Genomic DNA, 19,619 nt, shown 5'->3' with positions numbered 1-19,619 from the left:
CACCCGGCGCGTCACTGTCTGGCCCGGTCGGCCCCGACCCGCTCTCCGCTTTCTGCCCGCGCGGTCAGTCCTTGCCCTCGCCTCCCAGCGAGCGGTAGTGCGTCTTGTCCGGGGTGGCCAGGCTGAAGCTCTCCTTCTTCGCCGGCCTCGGGGTCACCAGCAGCCCCGGCTTGTCGACCAGCCGGTTCGCGCCGGCCGGTACGGACAGGGAGCTGTCCGTGGTGGGCCGCCAGGTGAGTACGACGAGCGGCTGGTCCGGGAAGCGCAGCACATAGGCCTGGAGCACGTTCAGCCGATCCGCCGCCGAGACCACTGGCGCACCCTCCTCCGGGCGGAAGATGACGGCGCTCATGTTGCCGGCGTCGGTGTGCCAGGTGATCTGGTCGAGTTTGCCGGCGGGCTGTCCTGGCAGGGACACGTCCCCCAGGGATCGGCTGGTGATCCGGTCGATCGGCCACGACGCGGGCACGAGACCGGGCGCGTCCCGGTTGTGCCAGCGCTCCAGGATGCTGCCGAACGGGCCGGTCTCCGTGGCCAGTGCGCAGGTGTCGAGCCCGTCGAGGACCTTGTAGCCGGTGCCGGACTCGTCCCCCACTAGCGGGTAGCGCGGACCGGTGATCGCGGTGCCGAGGTCGAGGAACCGGTTCGACCCGCCCTGGGGGAGCGATTCGGTGGTGGCCAGGGTCGCGGTGAGCGGGGTCGCCGTGCAGCCGGGTACGTCCGCCGGGGCGCTCAGCCCGTCGGTGATCGCCAACGTGGTGTTACCCGGACCGACCAGCCGTTGCACCCGGTTGGAGGTGAGATAACGCCGACCGTTGGCCAGCTGTACCGGCAGTACGTCGGAGTAGACCAGGTATCCCGGATCGGTGTACTCGGTCGAGTGGGTGACCTCGTACGTCGTACCCTTGCCCGTCAGTTGCAACAGCCAGGAGGCCGACTCGCCGGGCACACTCGCCGCGACCAGGGCCAGTGGTGCGCCCTCGGCTTCGCCGAGCCAGAGGATGCCCGAGGACGGAAGGTGGACCCGGTCGTCGATCGGGGACCGCCAGTTCCGGACGGCCTCGGTGACCGCCGCGGTCGCCTGGGCGTCGGCGACGAGCCCGCCCCGGGCGGGCCAGACCGGCAGGGTCCCGTCGAGGGTGTCGTAGCCGACGCGGAGGGTGGGGTCCTTTCGTTCCTCCAGCGGGCCGCAGCCTGTCGCGAGTAGTCCCAGCGTCAACGCGACGCTCAACATGCCGCGACGGACTGAACGCACCTGCGCCCCCGATCGGTTCGACTGCCAAAGCGGAGCCCACATCGTACGAGATCTCCGGCAGCGGACCGGGGCGACCTAGGTAAGCTCGACCCATGGTGGGTAAGCGTGCCGTTGCAGGCCGTACACCAGCCTTCTCCGCGCGTCTGGGGAGGCTCCGTGCGGCTCCGGTGGGCAGTCCGTGCTCGGGTAGACTCCGCCGACTGTGACGCCTCCCGAGTCCCGTCTAGATTCCACGCCCGGTCCGGAAATGCCCGACTCGGGCGACCGCTCGGCCACCGATACCGACAGCGCGTCGGAGCCTGATGCGGAGGCCACGACGAATCGCACCGAGGCCACCGCCGGCTCCGCGCCGGAGATTGACGGGACCCAACACCCGCCCGCCCGGAGACGCCGCTGGCCCACCTGGCGACGGGACCTCGCGGTGTACGGCTTCTTCCTGCTCGCCGCGCTCTGGGTGACCAGCCAGATCTGGATCAACCCGGCCGGTCGGGTTGCCGCGCTCTACAGCAGTGACCCGGCGCAGGTGCAGTACTTCCTCGCCCACTCGGTACGGGTGGTGCTGCACGGTGAGTTCCCCTTCTTTACCGAGCAGCTCAACTACCCCGACGGCGTCAACCTGATGGCCAACACCGCCATCCTGGCGCTGGGTATCCCCATGGTGCCGGTGACCCTGCTCTTCGGCCCCGCGGTCTCGTTCGCGGTCCTGGTCACGCTCGGTCTCGCCGGCACCGCCTCCGCCTGGTACTACGTGATCTCGCGACACCTGGTGAGCGCGCCGGTTGCCGCGATCGTGGGCGGCTGGTTCTGTGGGTTCTCGCCGGCGATGCTGTCGCACGCCAACTGGCACCCGAACATCATCTCCCAGTTCCTGTTGCCGTTCATCGTCTGGCGGGTCATGGTCATGACCCGGTCCACCCGGCCGATCCGCGACGGCGTGGTGCTCGCGTTGCTGGTCGCCTACCAGGCCTTCATCAACGAGGAGATCCTGCTCTTCACCGCCATGGCGTGCGGGGTGTTCCTGGTCGCCGTGCTGGCCCAGCAGCCCGGGCGGTGGCGCACCGCCTGGCGGCCACTTGCCGTCAGTGTCGCGGTGTGCGCGGTCGTGGCCGGGGCACTGCTGGCCTTCCCCCTGTACGTGCAGTTCGCCGGCCCGCAGGCGTATCACGGCCTGAGCGACGCCGTGCAGGACTACGGCAACGACCTCGCCGCCTTCTTCACCCCGGGCTCGCCGACGATCGGCGGCAACGAGCGGGCCAATGCCGGTCTCGCACCGAACTACTCCGAGGAGAACGCCTTCTTCGGCTGGGGGCTGGTGGTCCTCGTCGTGGCGATCGTGGTCTGGCTGCGCCGGGAGGTGCTCGTCCGGGCGTTCGCCTTCACCGGCCTCTTCTTCGCCGTACTCTCCCTCGGCGAGCGGATCAGCTACTGGGACCGGGACCTCCTCTGGGGGCCGTGGGACCTGCTGGTCAAGGCCCCGCTGCTGGACGCCGTGGTGCCCACCCGGTTCGGGATGATCACCAGTGTGTTCGTGGGACTGCTGCTGGCCGTGGCCGTCGACCGGGCGAAGAAGCTGGAGACGGTCGACCGGCGGGCGGTACGCGGTGTGACGGTCGCCGCCCTGGCCATCGCACTGGTGCCGATCGTGCCCATGCCGCTGAAGGTGACCTCCCGGCCGCCGGTGCCCAAGTTCATCACCTCGGGCCAGTGGCGGCCCTACGTCGCCGAGGACCAGACGCTGGTGGCGGTGCCCATCCCCGCCATGGGCGCCACGCACAGCATGCGTTGGGCGGCGGCGGTGAACCTGGACTTCAAGATCCCGGGCGGCTACTTCCTGGCGCCACGCAACGGCAACACCGGGGATCCCGGTCGTTTCGGTGGCCGTCCCCAGGGCCTCGAAGGCATCCTCGACGACGTCGCCACCACCGGTCACACCCCCACGCTGAGTGAGCAGCAGCGACGCCGGTCGTTGGACGAGCTGCGACACTGGAACGCGGCGATCCTGGTCCTGCCGCTGCGGCAGCACCACGTGGAGCCGCTGCGCGAGACGGTCGAGCAGTTGCTCGGCCCCGGCCGCAAGGAGTCCGACGTCTGGGTCTGGGACGTCCGCCCGTTGACCAGTAGGAAAGCCTGATGAGTCGGCCGGACGCCGTACGTCCACCGGTGGTGGCGGTTTCCCGTACGGGTGATCGTGGCTGAAGCGGGCGCCACCACCGAGCCCGCCGGTCGGGTCGATGCCTCCCTCGCCGGAGCCGACCCGACCGGGGACCGAGCGAGGGTTGGTGGTCGGCGGCGGTTCGGTGCCCGATGGTGGCATCGGCCGTGGTGGTTCGATGCGGCGGTCATCGGGGGCTACCTGCTCGTCGCGCTCTACGTCACCAGCCGGCTGTGGCATCCCGAGCGGATGGTCCACATGGAGAACGACCAGATGCTCCTGGAGTGGATGCTGGCCCGGGCCGCCCAGGCGGTGACCCAGGGGGAGAACCCCTTCTACAGCACCCAGCTCAACGCGCCGGACGGGATCAACCTGATGGCGAACATCTCGGTGCTCGGGTTCGGTATCCCACTGACCCCGGTGACGGTGCTGTTCGGCTCGCAGACCACGTTCGTGCTCTCGCTGATCCTCTCCCTGGGCGGCACCGCCGCCGCCTGGTACCTGTTCCTGTCCCGCCGGTTGGTCCGGTCCCGGTTCGCCGCCGCGCTCGGCGGGCTGTTCTGCGGCTTCGCCCCCGGAATGATCTCGCAGGCCGGCGGGCACCTGCACATGGTCGCCCAGTTCCTGGTGCCGGCCATCCTGTGGATCGTCTTCAGCCCGGTCACCGACCGGATCCTGCGGCAGGGGGTGCTGCTCGGCCTGCTGGTCAGCTACCAGGTGTTCCTCGCCGAGGAAGTGCTGCTCTTCCTGGTGCTGGCCTGCGGACTGTTCACGGTCGTGCACGTGCTGGCCGACCGGACCGGGGCAAGGCGACTGGCTCGCGCGTTCCTCGGCCGGATCGCGGTCGGCGCGGGGACCGCCCTGGTGCTGCTGGCCTATCCGCTGTGGTACCAGTTCTTCGGGCCGGGCCACTATCGCGGGCTGCCGTTCAACAAGGAGTCGTACGCGCTGGACCTGGGCTCGTTCGCCACCTCGGGTCAGCAGTCCATCACCGGTCACGAGCAGGCGTCGCGGCTGTTGGCGCCGAACGCGACCGAGGAGAACTCCTTCTTCGGCCTGGCCCTGATCGTGCTCTGCGCGGTGGTGGCGGTCTGGCTGTGGCGCCGCCCGATGGTCAAGGCGCTCGCGGTCTGCGGGTTCACCTTCGCGGTGCTGTCCCTGGGCGTACAGGTCCGGCTCGACGGCAAGCTGACCGATCTGCCCGGGCCGTACCGGTTGATCTCTGCCGTGCCATTGATCGACCTGGCGGTGCCGGCCCGCTTTCCCCTGATCTGCATTCCGGTCGTGGCGATCCTGCTGGCCCTCTCCCTCGACCGGGTGTTCCGATCCACGCCAGTCTCCAGAGCCGGCTCGGCCGGCGGCGGTACTCCGCCCGGCGGCACCCCGGCGATCAGCGCGACCTCGGGCGAGGGCGAGCGCGTGCCGGTCCGGCTGCTCTGGACCGGTGCGGTCCTCGCCGTACTGTTGCCACTGGTGCCAACCCCGATCCGGACCGACCCGGTGTGGCCGGTGCCTGAGTTCGTGACCAGCGGCCAGTGGCGGTCGTACGTCCCGCCGGGCCGGTCCCTGGTGCCGGTGCCGCCCTCCGGAGGAGGGGAGGCGACCGCCGGGATGTACTGGTCGGCGCGGACCCGGCTGGCCTTCACCGCACCGGGCGGCTACTTCATCGGTCCCACCAGCCCGGACGACCCGACCGGCCGCTGGGGACCGGTCGACCGGCCCACCGCGGTACTACTCAACGAGGTGGCCCGCACCGGTCAGATCCCGCCCATCACCGACGAGCATCGCCGACAGGCGATCGAGGACCTGCGGCACTGGCGGGCGGCGATCGTGGTGCAGGGCGGACTGCACCGGGGCTACCCGGTCAAGGAGACCGTCGACCTGCTACTCGGCCCGGGTCAGGAGATCGCCGGTGCCTGGGTGTGGGACGTGCGGGACCGGGTCAGCATCGACTGACCCGGTCCGATCCGCGCCGACTGACCCGGTCCGATCCGCGCCGACTGGCCCGGTCCGGGCAGCGCCGGGGCTCAGGGCACCAGCGGTCGGACGTCCCAGAGCCAGACGTCGTCGACACGCTGCCCAGGGCCGATCAACTCGGTCAGCAACTGGTGCAGCACCTGGTCGTCCGGGTGCTTGCCGAGCACCACCACCGAGGCCCGCCAGAAGCGTAGGTCCTCGATCGCCTGCCGACGGTTCTCCTCGGTGATCGGCGGTACCTGGTCGGTGTCCATGGTCGTGTAGATCAGGCCGCTGGTCGGCCGGAGCGGGGCTCCGAAGATGCCCTCACCCTCTGGGCCGGGACCGATGAAGTAGCCGCCCGGCACCGGGAACTCGTGCTGGGTCAGGGCGCTCCAGCGCAGCGTGGAGAGGCCGTGCACGTTGCTGGGGATGGGCACCGGCACCAACGTACGGCCCTCCGGCACGTACGACCGCCACGCGTCCGAGGTGATGAACTTCGGGGGTGAGTCGACGTGCTCGGCCGGCAGCGGCCGGGGGATCAGCGGCACCACGGCGATCAGCACGGCCGCGTACGCCAGGAAGATCCGCCAGCGGCGGCCCGGACTGTCGCCGGTCTGTTGGACGGTGGCGGCCCGCTGGACGGTAGCCGCCCGGTCCCAGGCCAGGGCCAGCAGCACGCCCACGGCACCGGTGACGACCAGCGCCATCCGGGTCGGCATCATCATCTCGACCAGGGGCAGGTCCTTCGGCAGGTAGTGCCACGGACCCGCGATCTCGGTCAGTTGACCGTCGAATCGCAGGTACGGCCCGAGCGAGACGAAGGTGAAGAAGAGGGCAACGATCCCGGCGATCCGGGCGGCCAGCGAGACCCGCCAGAGGACGACGATCGCCACCAGCGCGAGGATGACCAGTGGCCAGCCGAACCAGGAGTTCTGCTCGGTCACCCCGATGGTCTTCTCCACCTCGGGGGTGCCGGCGAGGGTGTCCCGGGCATAGGTCACGTACGCCTTCAGGTCCTCACCCCAACTGTGGAAGACCCCGCCCTGTAGTCCCCGGGAGGACTGCCGGCCGTTGAACTGGAACCAGATCGGGTAGGCGGTCAGCAGCAGTGCCACGCCGCCGCCGAGCCCGAGGGAGAGCAGGAACGGGCGCATCTTGGCCCGCGCGTCGGACCACCGAAACACGGTGTACGCCGCGACCGCGACCAGCATGGTCAGCGCGGTGAGCAGCAGCATCTCCTCGTTGACGAAGATCTGGTACGTCACGAGCAGGCCGAGGGCGATGCCGTTTCGTACCCAGCGCTTCGGACCCGGTTCACCGAGCCGCAGCACCCGGGCGACGATCACCGGAAGCAGGAAGTTGGAGACGAAGTTGGGCTGGCCGTTGGCGTGATGGATGACACCGGGGGCGAAGCCGAGGAAGCCGCCACCGATGAACGCGGCCACCCGCGAGCTGACCAGATAGCGGGAGAGCATCCAGTAGGAGGTGGCCGCCGTGGCCGCCAGCGCGCCACCGAGGTAGAGCGTGTAGGAGACCTGCGGCCCGAAGAGCATGGTGATCGGGGCCATCGGGATGGTGACGCCCAGGATCGAGGTGTTGGCGATCATGTTGACGCCGTCGGGTGCGTTCTGCCGTAGGGAGAACAGCGGATTCTCCAGATGGCGCACCGAGTAGGCCCCGTGCGAGAACAGCCACTCGAACCAGCTGTGGTCGGTGGGCAGGTGGGACGACACCCGGTGGTCGATGTCCGCCCAGTAGTTGGCGCACACGAGGACACCGAGTAGGACGTACGCTCCGATGGCCAGCAGATCGGCGCGCGCCGGAGCGCGGAGGATCCGTCGCCAGCCGGGTCGGGTGGACTCGACGGGGGTGGACTCGGCATCCGAAGAATTGTCGATTACTGGGACAGCCACGACGCGCCATCGTACAGGCGTGGGTGGGGCGATTTGCCGGGACCGGTGCGGTTGCCGGGGGTACGGGCACCGGGTTGGCCCGACCTGGAGGAGGCGGTGCGCGATGGCGGTCATCGACCTGGGGGAGCACTACGACGAGTTGTCCCTTGATGCCGAACCGAGGCGGGGCTGGCGTATCACCAGGGGCTTTCGGGTCGGCGTGGTGCTGGCCCTCCTGTTGGTCACCGTCACCGCCGGAGCGCCCCCACGGCAGCCGGTGCCGGAGCTGGTCGTCCCCGCCGGGCGGGAAGCGTCCCTCACGGTGGCGGAGGATCGGCTGTTCCTGACCGAACTCAGCAGCCCCGACCGGGGGATCACGGCGCTGCGGGCTGGCGACGGCCGCCGCTTGTGGCGGCTACCCGCACCGGCGGGTGTGGTGCTGTCCGTGATCGGTGTGGTGGCGCAGCGGCTGATCGTGCTCGCCACACCCGAGGTGGAGGGCCCCAGCGAGACCATGGCGCTGGACCCGGCGACCGGAGCGGTGTCCTGGCGTCACCTGGCTGCCTTTCGTGGTTGGGGCGTCGAGAGTGATCTGCTGTTGCGGACCGAGCCGTCGGACCAGGAGCCGGTCACCCTCGTGTCGGTGGCGGCGGATTCGGGGCGGATCAGATGGTCGCAGCCTATTCCCGGCGGGGCGGAGCCCGTCCATCAGGACGATGCGGTGACCTCGTCGAGGATCGTGCTCGGCCTGTCCGGGAGGCGGGCGGAGGTGCGGGAGGGGTCGTCCGGGCGGTTGGTCCAGGCCATCGGTCCGCCGGTACGACAGCCGCAGGCCCCGGACGACCACAGCCGGTTTCCGGGTGTCGTCGGTGACCTGCTGTTCGTTGCCGGTGGCCCGGACGAGGTCGTCGCGTACGGATTGGATCGGCTGGATCATCGCTGGACGGCACGGGAAAGCGGGTTGACGCCGGACGGCTTCTTCGCGTGCGGCTCGATCCTGTGCCATCTGTCACTACAGGCTGGCCTGCGTGGGATCGACCCGGCAACCGGTCAGACCCGCTGGGTGCTGCCGCAACTGCCCGTAGCCTGGCCGGTCGGCGACCGGCTGGTGGCCAGTGAGGCGGGCTTCCCTGCCGCCGATTCGCTGATGGTGCTCGACCCGGCCACCGGTCGGCGACTGGGTGGCCTGGGTCGCTGGGCGGTGCTGGGCATGCTTCCCGGGCTGCCCGGGTCTCGGTCGCTACTCGGGGTGCGCTACACCACCGACGGTCAGGTCTGGTTCGCCCGGCTGGACCCGGCCACCGTGACCGCCCGGATCGAGCTGGTGACCAGGGGCAGCATCGGCGGTTGCGAGATCCGTGCGGGGGGAGATGCCGAGGTGCTCGTCTGCCGCCGGCCGGACTGGGCGTTTCGGCTGTGGCGACTGCCGGGGTGACCTGCCGGTGGGACCCGCCATCCCGGTTCGATTGTGCAGGTGCAGGTGCAGGTGCAGGTGCAGGTGCAGGTGTCGGGCTGGCTGCCGGCTCGTCCGGGTTGGTTGGTGCCGGTTCGTCCGCGTTGGTTGGTGCCGGCTTTGGTTACCAGTTCGCCTGGGCCGGTGCCGGGGGGAGCGGCACCGAGGCCGGGCGGATCACGTAGACCAGCCCACCGTTGGCGGTGAGCCACCGCGCCTCGAACCGGGCGCGGTTCACCGGCTTGCGTACCGCCTGGTCGTCCGGCGAGTACGGGTCGTTGAGGACCGGATCGCCGGTCGAGGTGAACCCGACCAGCACCAACAGGTGACCCTTGGTGTCGTAGTCCAGCCCGGGCACGTCACCCCGGCGGTAGGACGCGGAGACGACCAGCGGTACGCCGGCGGCGATGAACGACTCCGCCTCGGCGAGCGAACGCAACCGGGTGACGAAGGCATCCAGGCCGTACCGCCCGGCGTAGGCGGTGTTGAAGGGCCAGTTGCCCGCGCCCTGGTAGGCGTAGTCGAAACACTGTCGGGCGGCGTGGTCGACCAGTGGTCGGGGATCGTTCGGATCGACCCAGGAGTAGTCGTCGGGAGCCGGACCGACCCCCCAGTAGGCGAGCACCATCGACGTCGACGTGGGGCTGCACCACGAGTCCCCGCCCCCGTCCCACTGCGGGTAGTGCCCGATGTGGGTGCGCTGGGAGAAGGGGGGGACGTCCAGGATCCGCCCCCGGGCGGTCGGCGAGCCGACCTCGGTGGTGGCGTCGACGGTCCCCGCCGGTCGGGAGACGGCGGCACCGACCGAACGCAGGACGGGCGTCAGGTTCGTACCGGCCGGGCGGAGCAGGATGACCCGCAGCTGCCAACTGGTCAGACCGTAGCCCTTGGCCATGGTGAGGGTGTCGGCGGCGACCGAGCCGTAAGCGTCGGTCTGGTCCGGGACCGAGGTCCGGCGCAGGGTGCTGTCGTCGGCCGCCCAGTGGGCCAACGTGTACCAGTCGGTGGTCGTGCCGGCTTCCGTGCTGCCGCGTACGTCGATCTGGAGCCAGCAGCCGTCCGGGGTGTCCCCGGTCCAGGAGGGAATGACCTCGGTGGCCACGAAACCGGGGTCGATCGAGGGTGAGGTCCAGGTGGCGAGGTCGTACGTCCCGGTGGCACCGGTGTGCGGGTCGGTGTGGACGAGTTGGTCCACCGCGGCACTGAGAGCGACACCGTCGGGGCGCAGTGTCGCCCCGGAGAGCACACCGGTCCCGAACTCCGGCGCTGTGCGAAAGCCCCGGTAGGCGATGTGCGGGCAGACCGGCTCCACCGTGTCTCCTGTTCGAACAATCGGATTGGTGCGACCGATTCCATCGCGGAGATGGACGTCGCGAAGCTTTCCGTACCGGAAAGTTTTTAGCAATGGTCCTTGGTCCCGCGAGCGACCTGGGTTTTGTCGGCGGTGACTAGGTTGTTTTCCACCACCCACTAGCGTGTGGGGCGGGGTCGGCCCCGGGTCGGGGCCGGTGCTCGACGGGCATAGATTCAGGAGGATCGCGGTGCGGGTACTGGTGGTCGAGGACGAGCGGAACCTCGCCGACGCGATCGCGCGCGGCCTGCGCCGCCGAGGAATGGCGGTGGACGTCGCCTACGACGGCTCCGTCGGGCACGAAATGGCCTTCGTCACCCGGTACGACGTGCTGGTCCTCGACCGGGACCTGCCCGGCATGCACGGTGACCAGATCTGCGCCGACCTGGTCAGCTCGGGCACGCTGACCCGGGTGCTGATGCTCACCGCGAGCGGCACCGTCGCCGACCGGGTCGAAGGGCTGCAACTCGGGGCCGACGACTATCTGCCCAAGCCGTTCGCCTTCGACGAGCTGGTCGCCCGGGTCCAGGCCCTGGGACGGCGGGCCACCCCGCCCGCGCCGCCGGTACTGGCCGTCGCCGACCTGGTCGTCGACCCGGCCCGTCGGATGGCCACCCGGGCCGGCGCACCGGTCGAGTTGACCCGCAAGGAGTTCGGTGTGCTGGAGGAGCTGCTCAAGGCCCGGGGCGGGGTGGTCTCCAGCGAGGAACTGCTGGAACGGGTCTGGGACGCCAACACCGACCCGTTCACCACGATCGTACGGGTCACCGTGCGGACCCTCCGTAAGAAGATCGGCGACCCACCGCTGATCGAGACCGTGGTCGGCGCCGGATATCGGATGCCCGTGGACGGCCTGCCGGGCCAGGTGATCGCATGACCGTGTATCTGACCAACCGGCGGCCGTGGCTGCGGCCGACGTTGCGGTTGCGACTGACCATGCTCAACGGTGTCCTGCTGGTGGGTGCCGGGGCAACCCTGATCCTGCTCGCCTGGCTGCTGGTCGGCGACGCGCTGCGGCCAACCGACGAGTTGCAGCCGGGCACCACGGTGGTGCTCGCCGACGGCGCGACGATGGACGCCCGACAGTGGCAGCAGCGGCTGGCGGCGAGCGCGACCAGCGAACTGCTGGCCAAAGGGCTGGTGGCGCTGCTGGCGATCAGCGTCGTCGGGGTGGCTGGCGCGTACGCGGTGGCGGGTCGCTCGCTGCGCTCGTTGCACCAGGTCACCGCGACCGCTCGGCGGCTCGGCGAGGAGACCCTGGACCAGCGCATCCGGTATTCCGGCGCGGACGACGAGGTGGCGGAGCTGGCGGGCACCTTCGACGCGATGTTGGACCGGATAGCCGAGGCGTTCGAGGCACAGAAGCGGTTCGTCGCCAACGCCTCGCACGAGTTGCGTACCCCGCTGGCGGTGATGCGTACGGAGATCGACGTGACGCTCTCCGACGACGAGGCGGACGTGGCCGAGTTCCGGCGGATGGCGACCGTGGTCCGGGACGCCTCCGAGCGGGCCAACGGCCTGGTCGACGCGTTGCTGGTGCTGGCCCGTAGCGAGGCCCAGACGGGGCGGCGGTTGGGGCGTAAGGTCCCCGTCGACCTGGCCGACGGGGTGGCCGCCGCGCTTTCCGCGGTACGGCATGAGGCCACCCGGCTCAAGCTCGACATCCGCCGGACACTGGAGCCGGCCCCGGTGGCCGGCGACCCGGGGCTGTTGGAGCGGCTGGCCGGCAACCTGGTGGAGAACGCGGTGCGTTACAACCACCTGCACGGGCGGATATGGGTGCGTACCGGCTCGGACGACGAGCAGGTGTGGCTGGTGGTCGGCAACACCGGCTTCGAGGTGGAACAGGCGGACGTACCCGGGCTGTTCGAGCCGTTCCGGCGCGGTGGCCGGGAGCGTACCGGTGCGCGCGGGTCCGGCCTGGGGCTGTCGATCGTACGAGCGGTCTGTGACGCGCACGGTGGCACGGTGAACGTGGTCGCCCAGGCGGGGGGTGGACTGGAGGTCACGGTGACGTTGCCGGCCGTCGGGGCCACCCCGGTCGTGGCCGCCTCGGCGCCGGTGGGCGCCGGCACGACCGGTGCGGCTCCCACCGACCCGCACCTGCAACTGCTGTCGTCGCCAGGAAACCGGGAGACACCGGCGGGCTGAAGTGCGGTTGCGTCCTCGGCCGACCACGTGTCAGGCTGACCGCCGGTCAGCCTGACGGAGGAGAGGAGGTGCGGTCGATGTTCACGACTACCAGTCCCGCGCCCCGCCTCGACCACCGCTGACGTATCCGTTCCGCGGGGCGCACGTCCACCCCCGTGGAGGATCTACCGTGAGTTCCCGTATCTACAACATCGCGATCGACTGCGCGGATACATACGCGTTGGCCGGGTTCTGGGCCGAGGTGCTTGGCTACCCCCGGCAGGCCGACGACCGCCCCGGCGACCCGGAGGCGATGCTGCTGCCCCCGGACGGGGTGGGGCCGATGATCTTCTTCCAGCAGGTCCCCGAGGGCAAGTCGGTCAAGAACCGGCTGCACCTGTGCCTCCAGCCCGACGACCGGACCCGCGACGAGGAGGTCGAGCGCATCATCACGCTGGGCGCGACGCCGGTGAGCGACCAGCGTAGGCCGGACGGGACCGGCTGGGCGGTGCTCGCCGATCCGGAGGGCAACGAGTTCTGCGTACTGCGCAGCGCCGTGGAGCGGGCCGCCTCGCTCTGAGGGTAGGAAGGGCCCCTTCCTAGGCAAGAAGCGCTAAGAAGGGGCCCTTCCGTACAGCAGCACGTCAGGCGGGGAGGCTGGCCACGCCCTGCGGGAGGAAGCGCTGGCCGGTGACCCGCTCGGCGGTGCCGGTCCGGTCCAGGTACGGCGTCACGCCGCCCAGGTGGAACGGCCAACCCGCACCGAGGATCATGCACAGGTCGATGTCCTGTGCCTCGGCCACCACGCCCTCGTCCAGCATCAGCCGGACCTCTTGGGCGAGCGCGTCCAGGGCACGCTGACGTACCTGCTCGGCGGTGAGCGGCTGGTCGCCGACCTCCAGCAGCGCGGCCACCTCGGGGTTGACCTCGTCGTCCACCATGATCGGCTTGCCGGCCTCGGCGATCCGCTTGAGGTTCTCGCTGACCCCGAACCGGTCCGGGAACGCCCCGTGCAGGGTCCCGCCGACGTGGTACGCGATCGCCGGCCCGACCAACTGCAGCAGCGCGAGCGGCCGCATCGGAAGACCCAGCGGGTCCAACGCGCTGTCGGCCACCGCCAGCGGTGTGCCGGCGTCCACGGCGGCGAAGATCTCGCCGAGGAACCGGGTCAGCAGCCGGTTGACCACGAACGCCGGGGCGTCGGAGACCAGTACGCAGGACTTGCGCAGCTGCTTGCCGATCGCGAAGGCGGTGGCCAGCGAGGCGTCGTCGGTCTGCTCGCCCCGGACGATCTCCAGCAGCGGCAGTACGGCGACCGGGTTGAAGAAGTGGAAGCCGACCACCCGCTCCGGGTGCTTCAGGTCCGCCGCCATCGCGGTGACCGACAGCGACGAGGTGTTGGTGGCGAGCACCGTCTCCGGGGAGACGATCTGCTCCAACTCGGCCCAGACCTGCTTCTTGACCTTCAGGTCCTCGAAGACGGCCTCGATGACGAAGCTCGCGTCGGCGAAGACGGACTTGTCCACCGAACCGGTGACCAGGCCGCGCAGCTTGGCCGCCGTACCCTCGTCGAGCCGGCCCTTGCCGAGCAGCTTGTCGATCTCCTTGTGCACGTACGCCACGCCGGCGTCCACCCGGGCCTGGTCCAGGTCGGTGAGGACCACCGGCACCTGGAGGCGACGCGCGAAGAGCAGTGCGAGCTGGGAGGCCATCAGGCCGGCACCCACGATGCCCACCTTGGTGACGGTACGGGCCAGCGCCTTGTCCGGCGCACCGACCGGCTTCTTGGCCCGCCGCTGCACCAGGTCGAACGAGTAGAGGCTGCTGCGCAGCTCCTCGCTCATCAGCAGGTCGGCCAGAGCCTCGTCCTCGGCGGCGGTGCCGTCGGCAAACGACGCCTCCTTGGCCAGGCCGAGCAGTTCCAGCGCCCGGTTCGCGGACGGCACCGCGCCGTGCAGCCGCTGGTCGAGCTGCTGCTTGGCGAAGTAGAGCACGCCGTCCCACATGTCCTTGTCGACCTCGGGCCGGGACACGGTGATCTCGCCCTTGACCACCCCTGCGGCCCACTCCAGGGAGCGCTCCAGGAAGTCGGCCGGCTCCAGCAGGATGTCGGCGATGCCGAACTCGGCGGCCTGCTTCGGCTTGAGCGTCTTCTGGGTGAGCGGGTTCTGGATGATGATCTGGGCGGCCATCGGGATGCCGATCAGGTTGGGCAGCAGCTGCGTGCCGCCCCAGCCAGGCACCAGACCGAGGGAGACCTCGGGCAGGGCCAACGCCGCCGCGCCGCCGGAGACCGTCCGGTAGTGGCAGTGCAGCGCCAGTTCCAGACCACCGCCGAGCGCCGCGCCGTTGACGAACGCGAACGTCGGCACAGCGCTGTCCTTGAGCCGGGCGTAGACCCGGTGGCCCAGCCGGCCGATCTCCAGGGCCTGCTCGCGGGTGTTGATCAGCGGCATGCCGGTCAGGTCCGCGCCGACGCAGAAGATGTACGGCTTACCGGTGACCGCGACGAACGCCGGCTCGGCGGCGAGCGCCTCGGTGATCGCGTTGTCCAGGCTGACCAGACCGGCCGGACCGAGCGAGTTGGGCTTCTTGTGGTCGAAGCCGTTGTCCAGCGTGATCAACGCGGCTGGCCGGTCCAACCCGGGTACGTTCACCAGGCGTACCAGTGCCTTGGTCACGACCTCGTTCGGGTTGTGGATTGCGGCGGTCGCCGCGTTCGAGGGAGACGTGTCGCTCACTTGTTGCCCTCCCGCAGAGTTTGCTGGCTGGACCCCGTCCAGGCAGGGTTCTCCCAGATGACCGTGCCGCCCATGCCGATGCCGATGCACATGGCGGTGAGGCCGTAGCGCACCTCGGGGTGCTCGGCGAACTGCCGGGCGAGCTGGGTCATCAGCCGTACGCCGGAGGAGGCCAGCGGGTGGCCGATGGCGATCGCGCCGCCCCACTGGTTGACCCGGGGGTCGTCGTCGGCGATGCCGAAGTGGTCGAGGAAGGCGAGTACCTGCACGGCGAACGCCTCGTTCAACTCGAACAGGCCGATGTCGTCGATGCTCAGCCCGGCGATCCGCAGTGCCTTCTCGGTGGAGGGGATCGGGCCGACGCCCATCACCTCGGGCTCGACTCCGACGAAGCCGTACGAGACCAGCCGCATCGCGATCGGCAGGCCCAGCTCGCGGGCGACGTCCTCGGCGGCCAGCAGGCTGGCGGTGGCACCGTCGTTGAGGCCGGCGGCGTTGCCTGCGGTGACCTTGCCGTGCGGGCGGAACGGGGTCTTGAGGGTGGCCAGCTTCTCCAGTGACGTGTCGCGGGGCGCCTCGTCGACGGTGGCCAGGCCCCAGCCGGTCTCCGGGTCGCGGACCGCCATCGACACCAGGTCGCCCTGGAGCTTGCCGTTGGCGTACGCCTTGGCGGTCTTCTGCTGGGAGGCGAGCGCGAACGCGTCGGTGCGCTCCTTGGTGATGTGCGGGACCCGGTCGTGCAGGTTTTCCGCGGTCGCGCCCATGACCAGCGCGGACGGGTCGACCAGCTTCTCGGCGAGGATGCGCGGGTTGGGGTCGACTCCCTCGCCCATCGGGTGTCGGCCCATGTGCTCGACACCACCGGCGATGGCGACGTCGTAGGCACCCATGGCGATGCCGCCGGCCACGGTGGTGACCGCGGTCATCGCGCCGGCACACATCCGGTCGATGGAGTAGCCGGGGACCGTCTTGGGCAGGCCGGAGAGCAGCGCGGCGGTACGGCCGAGGGTCAGGCCCTGGTCGCCGATCTGGGTGGTGGCGGCGATGGCCACCTCCTCGACCCGTTCGGGCGGCAGCTGCGGGTTGCGTCGCAGCAGCTCGCGGATGCAGCGGATGACGAGATCGTCGGCGCGGGTGTTGGCATACATGCCACCCGCCTTGCCGAACGGAGTGCGGACGCCGTCCACGAAGACGACATCCCGAACTTCACGGGGCACTGGAGCCTCCCTTTCGACCATAATTCGACCTCCGCGCCGACAGGCGGCACTGCGGACCGAATGAAGGTCGCCGACAGTGGCGTTCCCTCGAATGCTACTCGCCGGTAACTAGGGGTGTGCAAGCGCGGTCTGTGGTCCAGGACACATGGAGTGGGTCGAGGGGCACCGGTCGGTCCGGTACGTTGAGCGCGGAACGTCGGAAGTGACCCGGAGGTGGGCGTTGAAGGTTCTGGTTGCGGGGGGCGCCGGTTTCATCGGCAGTACGGTGGCCTCGGCCTGCCTGGACGACGGTCTGCAACCGGTGATCCTGGACAACCTGTGTACCGGGCGGATCGAGTTCACCCGGGACCGGATCTTCTACCAGGGGGACATCGCCGACGGTGCGCTGATCGACCGAATCTTCGCCGAGCACCCCGAGATCACGGCGGTGGTGCACGCGGCGGCGCTGATCGTGGTGCCGGAGTCGGTGGCACAGCCACTGCGCTACTACCGGGAGAACGTCGCCAAGTCGGTCGACTTCATCGAGCACGTGCTGCGCAACGGTTGCCAGCGCTACCTGTTCAGCTCGTCGGCCGCGATCTACCAGCCGGGCGACGACTTCTCCGTCGACGAGACCTCCCCGCTCGCGCCGACCAGCCCGTACGCGCATACAAAGGCGATGATGGAGCAGGTGCTCGCGGACACCGCGACCGCCACCGGCCTGCGGGCACTGTCGTTGCGCTACTTCAACCCGATCGGGGCCGACCCGCAGTTGCGGACCGGGCTGCAGATCCGCACGCCGAGTCACGTACTCGGAAAATTGATCACCGCGGTCGAGCGGAACGAGGAGTTCCAGATCACCGGGATCGACTGGCCGACCCGGGACGGCTCCGGCATCCGCGACTACATCCACGTCTGGGACCTGGCCCGCGCGCACGTGGCGGCACTGCGCCGGTTCGACGACGTGTTGCCGGTCGGCGGTGACCGTTCCTACGAGGTGATCAACCTCGGCACCGGCAACGGCACCACGGTGCGGGAGTTCGTCGATGCCTTCCGGGCCGTCGCGGACCAGCCACTGCGGGTACGGGAGACAGCCGCCCGGCCTGGGGACTCGGCTGGTTCCTACACCCGCAGCACCCGGTCGCGGACCCTGCTCGACTGGAAGCCGGAGTACTCCATCGTCGACGGCATCCGGCACTCGCTGGAGTGGTCCGCCCAGCGGGACCGGATCCTGGCCGACCCGCAGCCGGTCTGAGCGGCGCAACCGGCTGGACCCGCAGCCGGCCTGAGTGGCGGAGCGACAGCACCGCGGCGCGCGATCGGCAGGCGCTACCGGTCTGGGGTGCCGCCGCTACGCAAGTAGGTCAGCACCGCCAGGACCCGCCGGTTGCTGTCATCAGTCGGCGGCAGGTCGAGCTTGGCCAGGATGTTGCCCACGTGCTTGCCCACCGCCGCCTCCGAGACGACCAACAGGCGGGCGATGGCCGCGTTGGAGTGCCCCTCGGCGACCAGCGCCAGGACCTCCCGTTCACGGGCCGACAGCCGGGCCACCGGATCGTTGCGGCGGCGCAACAACTGGCGTACGACCTGCGAGTCGACCACGGTGCCGCCATCGACCACCTGACGGAGCGCGGCGACGAACTCCTCGACGTCGACCACCCGGTCCTTCAACAGGTAGCCGACCCGCCGTCCGTCACCCGAGTCCAGCAGGTCGGCGGCGTAGCCCTGCTGCACGTACTGGCTGAGGGCTACCACGGCCAGCCCCGGATAGGCGCGACGTAGCCACACGGCGGCCCGCAGTCCCTCGTCGGTGTGGTCCGGCGGCATCCGGATGTCCGTCACCACCAGGTCGGGACGGTGCTCGGCGACGGCGTCCAAGAGGGCATCGGCGTCGCCGACCGCCGCCACGACCTCGAACCCGAACCGGCTCAGCAGACCGGCCAGCCCCTCCCGCAACAGCACACCGTCCTCGGCGAGGACCACCCGTACCGAGGTCTGGTCTAACCGCACGGCAGCTCCACACATATTCGAGTCGGTCCCCCGACCGGACTGGACAACAACATTCTCCCGTCGACCACCGCGACCCGGTCGGCCAGGCCGGTGAGGCCGGTGCCGCCTGCCGGGTCGGCCCCGCCCCGACCGTCGTCGTCGATCTCGACAATCAACCGGTCGTGCTGCTGCCGTACGGTCACCGCCGCCCGGGTGGCGGCACTGTGCTTGGCGACGTTGGTCAGCGCCTCGGCGACCACGAAGTAGGCCGTCGCCTCGATGTGGTCCGGCAACCGCCCGGTCAGCTCACCGTGCACCACCACCTCGATCGCGGCCTGGCTGGCGAGTTCCTGTACCGCGGCGGTGAGCCCACGATCGGTGAGCACCTGCGGATGGATGCCGTGGATGAATTCGCGCAACTCGGCCATGAGTTGCTTGGCCTGTTCATGTGCGGTAGCCACGGCCTGCGCCGAGGCGGAGCCGGGCGGCAGGTCGAGCCGGGCCAGCCCCAGTTGCAGGGTCAGACCGACCAGCCTCTGCTGGGCCCCGTCGTGCAGGTCCCGCTCGATCCGGCGGCGTTCCGCCTCGAAGGCGGCCACCAGCCGGGCCCGGGAACGGGACACCTCGACCAGTTCGGCACGCAGCCGCTCGTCGGAGCCGCCGTGCAGCAGGGCCCGCGCCAACGCGCCGTGCACCCCGGCGAGGCTGGTCAACAGGTAGGGCACCAGCGTGGGAAGCAGCAGCAGGCCGATGATCGCGTACGGCAGGGTCTCACCGACGGTGGCGACCTCCCCGAAGCCGAGCGTCACCGTCTCGCCGTCCTGGACCAGGACCGGGCTCGCCGCGTACACCCCGAGCAGGAGCACCACCAGCCCGACGACGCCGTACAGCACCGGGACCACGGTGGCCATCAGACAGAGGTAACCCAGCTCGCGCCAGGTGGCCGCCTCGGCGTAGCGGGTCCGCAGCCACGCCCAGGGGGTGGCCTCCGACGGCGGGCGATGCCCGGCGGTGACCGGCCGATCGTCGATCAGGCGTAGCCGCAACCGTTCCAGCGTGGCCAACGGCATCGCACCCAGCGGACCAACGGCCATGATCAGCCCGGTGCCGAGCAGGGCGAGGAAGAGCATTTTGCCGAGGGGCTGGTCGGCGCGGGTGGTGAACCAGCGCAGGAGCACCACCCAGGGGAGCCCGAGGAGCGTCAGCAGGACGAGCGCGGTGAGCGCCGAAGGCAGGGTGGTCGACAGGTAGGCCAGCGACCGCCAGGGCCATACGGTGCGCAGGAAGCGTCGTCTACCGATCGCTTCCAGTGCTGTCCTCGGATACGGGGTGGTCACCCGATGCAGGTTAGGCGGCAGTCCGGCCCACCGCCCAGCCACCTGCGCGTAGTCACCGGGTATGCCTGGCCCTACCTCGCCTTGGGGAACTGCTGGTAGTGCCCACCCCCTCCCCCGACTGGTCTGCTGAACCGGCGATGTTGGAGCAGCGGAAAGGGTGCATC

At 70.2% G+C, this 19,619-nt stretch carries 13 protein-coding genes and 1 pseudogene; 7 read left to right on the top strand and 7 right to left on the bottom strand.

Annotation, left to right across the window (positions count from 1 at the left end; translation table 11 throughout):
* Window positions 1-64: 64 nt before the first annotated feature.
* A complete protein-coding gene (locus FHR38_RS04980; protein WP_376771383.1) occupies window positions 65-1,255 on the bottom strand; it encodes a hypothetical protein in 1,191 nt (396 codons plus the stop codon).
* 202 nt (window positions 1,256-1,457) lie between these two features.
* Between FHR38_RS04980 and FHR38_RS04975 the strand changes: the two genes are divergently transcribed.
* Together FHR38_RS04975 and FHR38_RS04970 are read left to right on the top strand one after the other, a co-directional pair.
* Complete coding sequence (locus FHR38_RS04975) at window positions 1,458-3,386, top strand: DUF6311 domain-containing protein (RefSeq protein WP_376771382.1); 1,929 nt, start codon at window positions 1,458-1,460, stop codon at window positions 3,384-3,386.
* 57 nt (window positions 3,387-3,443) lie between these two features.
* Window positions 3,444-5,363 carry a DUF6311 domain-containing protein gene (locus tag FHR38_RS04970; protein WP_184533165.1) on the top strand — a complete coding sequence of 640 codons (1,920 nt, stop codon included), beginning with the start codon at window positions 3,444-3,446 and terminating at the stop codon, window positions 5,361-5,363.
* A gap of 71 nt (window positions 5,364-5,434) precedes the next feature.
* On the opposite strand, the gene FHR38_RS04965 is transcribed toward FHR38_RS04970, so the two are convergent.
* Window positions 5,435-7,279, bottom strand: coding sequence for a hypothetical protein (locus tag FHR38_RS04965; protein WP_184533163.1), 1,845 nt, complete (start codon window positions 7,277-7,279; stop codon window positions 5,435-5,437).
* Between the two features lie 103 nt (window positions 7,280-7,382).
* On the opposite strand from FHR38_RS04965, the gene FHR38_RS04960 reads away from it, so the two are divergent.
* Window positions 7,383-8,693: an outer membrane protein assembly factor BamB family protein gene (locus tag FHR38_RS04960; protein WP_184533162.1), complete on the top strand. Its 1,311-nt coding sequence runs from the start codon at window positions 7,383-7,385 to the stop codon at window positions 8,691-8,693.
* 142 nt (window positions 8,694-8,835) lie between these two features.
* Here FHR38_RS04960 and FHR38_RS04955 read toward each other — a convergent pair whose 3' ends face one another.
* A complete protein-coding gene (locus FHR38_RS04955) occupies window positions 8,836-10,023 on the bottom strand; it encodes a C39 family peptidase (protein WP_312881845.1) in 1,188 nt (395 codons plus the stop codon).
* 229 nt (window positions 10,024-10,252) lie between these two features.
* Here FHR38_RS04955 and FHR38_RS04950 point away from each other — a divergent pair, with 229 nt between their 5' ends.
* The 3 genes and pseudogenes from FHR38_RS04950 to FHR38_RS04940 all read left to right on the top strand — a co-directional run bounded on the left by FHR38_RS04950 (window position 10,253) and on the right by FHR38_RS04940 (window position 12,772).
* On the top strand, window positions 10,253-10,939 hold the full coding sequence (locus FHR38_RS04950) for a response regulator transcription factor (RefSeq protein ID WP_184533160.1): 687 nt from the start codon (window positions 10,253-10,255) through the stop codon (window positions 10,937-10,939).
* Window positions 10,936-12,108: pseudogene (locus FHR38_RS04945) on the top strand (sensor histidine kinase); the annotation flags it as partial. The gene FHR38_RS04950 and the pseudogene FHR38_RS04945, both read left to right, overlap by 4 nt.
* Window positions 12,109-12,382: 274 nt before the next feature.
* Window positions 12,383-12,772, top strand: coding sequence for a VOC family protein (locus FHR38_RS04940; protein WP_184533156.1), 390 nt, complete (start codon window positions 12,383-12,385; stop codon window positions 12,770-12,772).
* Window positions 12,773-12,836: 64 nt separating this feature from the next.
* On the opposite strand, the gene FHR38_RS04935 is transcribed toward FHR38_RS04940, so the two are convergent.
* Complete coding sequence (locus FHR38_RS04935; RefSeq protein WP_376771381.1) at window positions 12,837-14,933, bottom strand: 3-hydroxyacyl-CoA dehydrogenase NAD-binding domain-containing protein; 2,097 nt, start codon at window positions 14,931-14,933, stop codon at window positions 12,837-12,839.
* Window positions 14,930-16,150: a thiolase family protein gene (locus FHR38_RS04930; protein WP_184533155.1), complete on the bottom strand. Its 1,221-nt coding sequence runs from the start codon at window positions 16,148-16,150 to the stop codon at window positions 14,930-14,932. Before FHR38_RS04930 ends, FHR38_RS04935 begins: the two co-directional genes overlap by 4 nt.
* A 220-nt stretch (window positions 16,151-16,370) precedes the next feature.
* Between FHR38_RS04930 and galE the strand changes: the two genes are divergently transcribed.
* Entirely contained in the window at window positions 16,371-17,384 is a 1,014-nt protein-coding gene (galE, locus tag FHR38_RS04925; RefSeq protein WP_184533153.1) for a UDP-glucose 4-epimerase GalE, read from the top strand.
* 74 nt (window positions 17,385-17,458) lie between these two features.
* On the opposite strand, the gene FHR38_RS04920 is transcribed toward galE, so the two are convergent.
* Both FHR38_RS04920 and FHR38_RS04915 read right to left on the bottom strand, forming a co-directional pair.
* On the bottom strand, window positions 17,459-18,139 hold the full coding sequence (locus tag FHR38_RS04920; RefSeq protein ID WP_312881844.1) for a response regulator transcription factor: 681 nt from the start codon (window positions 18,137-18,139) through the stop codon (window positions 17,459-17,461).
* Entirely contained in the window at window positions 18,130-19,455 is a 1,326-nt protein-coding gene (locus FHR38_RS04915; RefSeq protein ID WP_184533149.1) for a sensor histidine kinase, read from the bottom strand. Before FHR38_RS04915 ends, FHR38_RS04920 begins: the two co-directional genes overlap by 10 nt.
* Window positions 19,456-19,619: the final 164 nt, after the last annotated feature.

It is taken from the genome of Micromonospora polyrhachis (genome assembly GCF_014203835.1).
In the GTDB taxonomy this organism is placed as follows: Bacteria; Actinomycetota; Actinomycetes; order Mycobacteriales; family Micromonosporaceae; genus Micromonospora_H; species Micromonospora_H polyrhachis.
The sequence above is the reverse complement of the archived record's forward strand: the minus strand, read 5'-3'. Positions and strand labels throughout refer to the sequence as shown.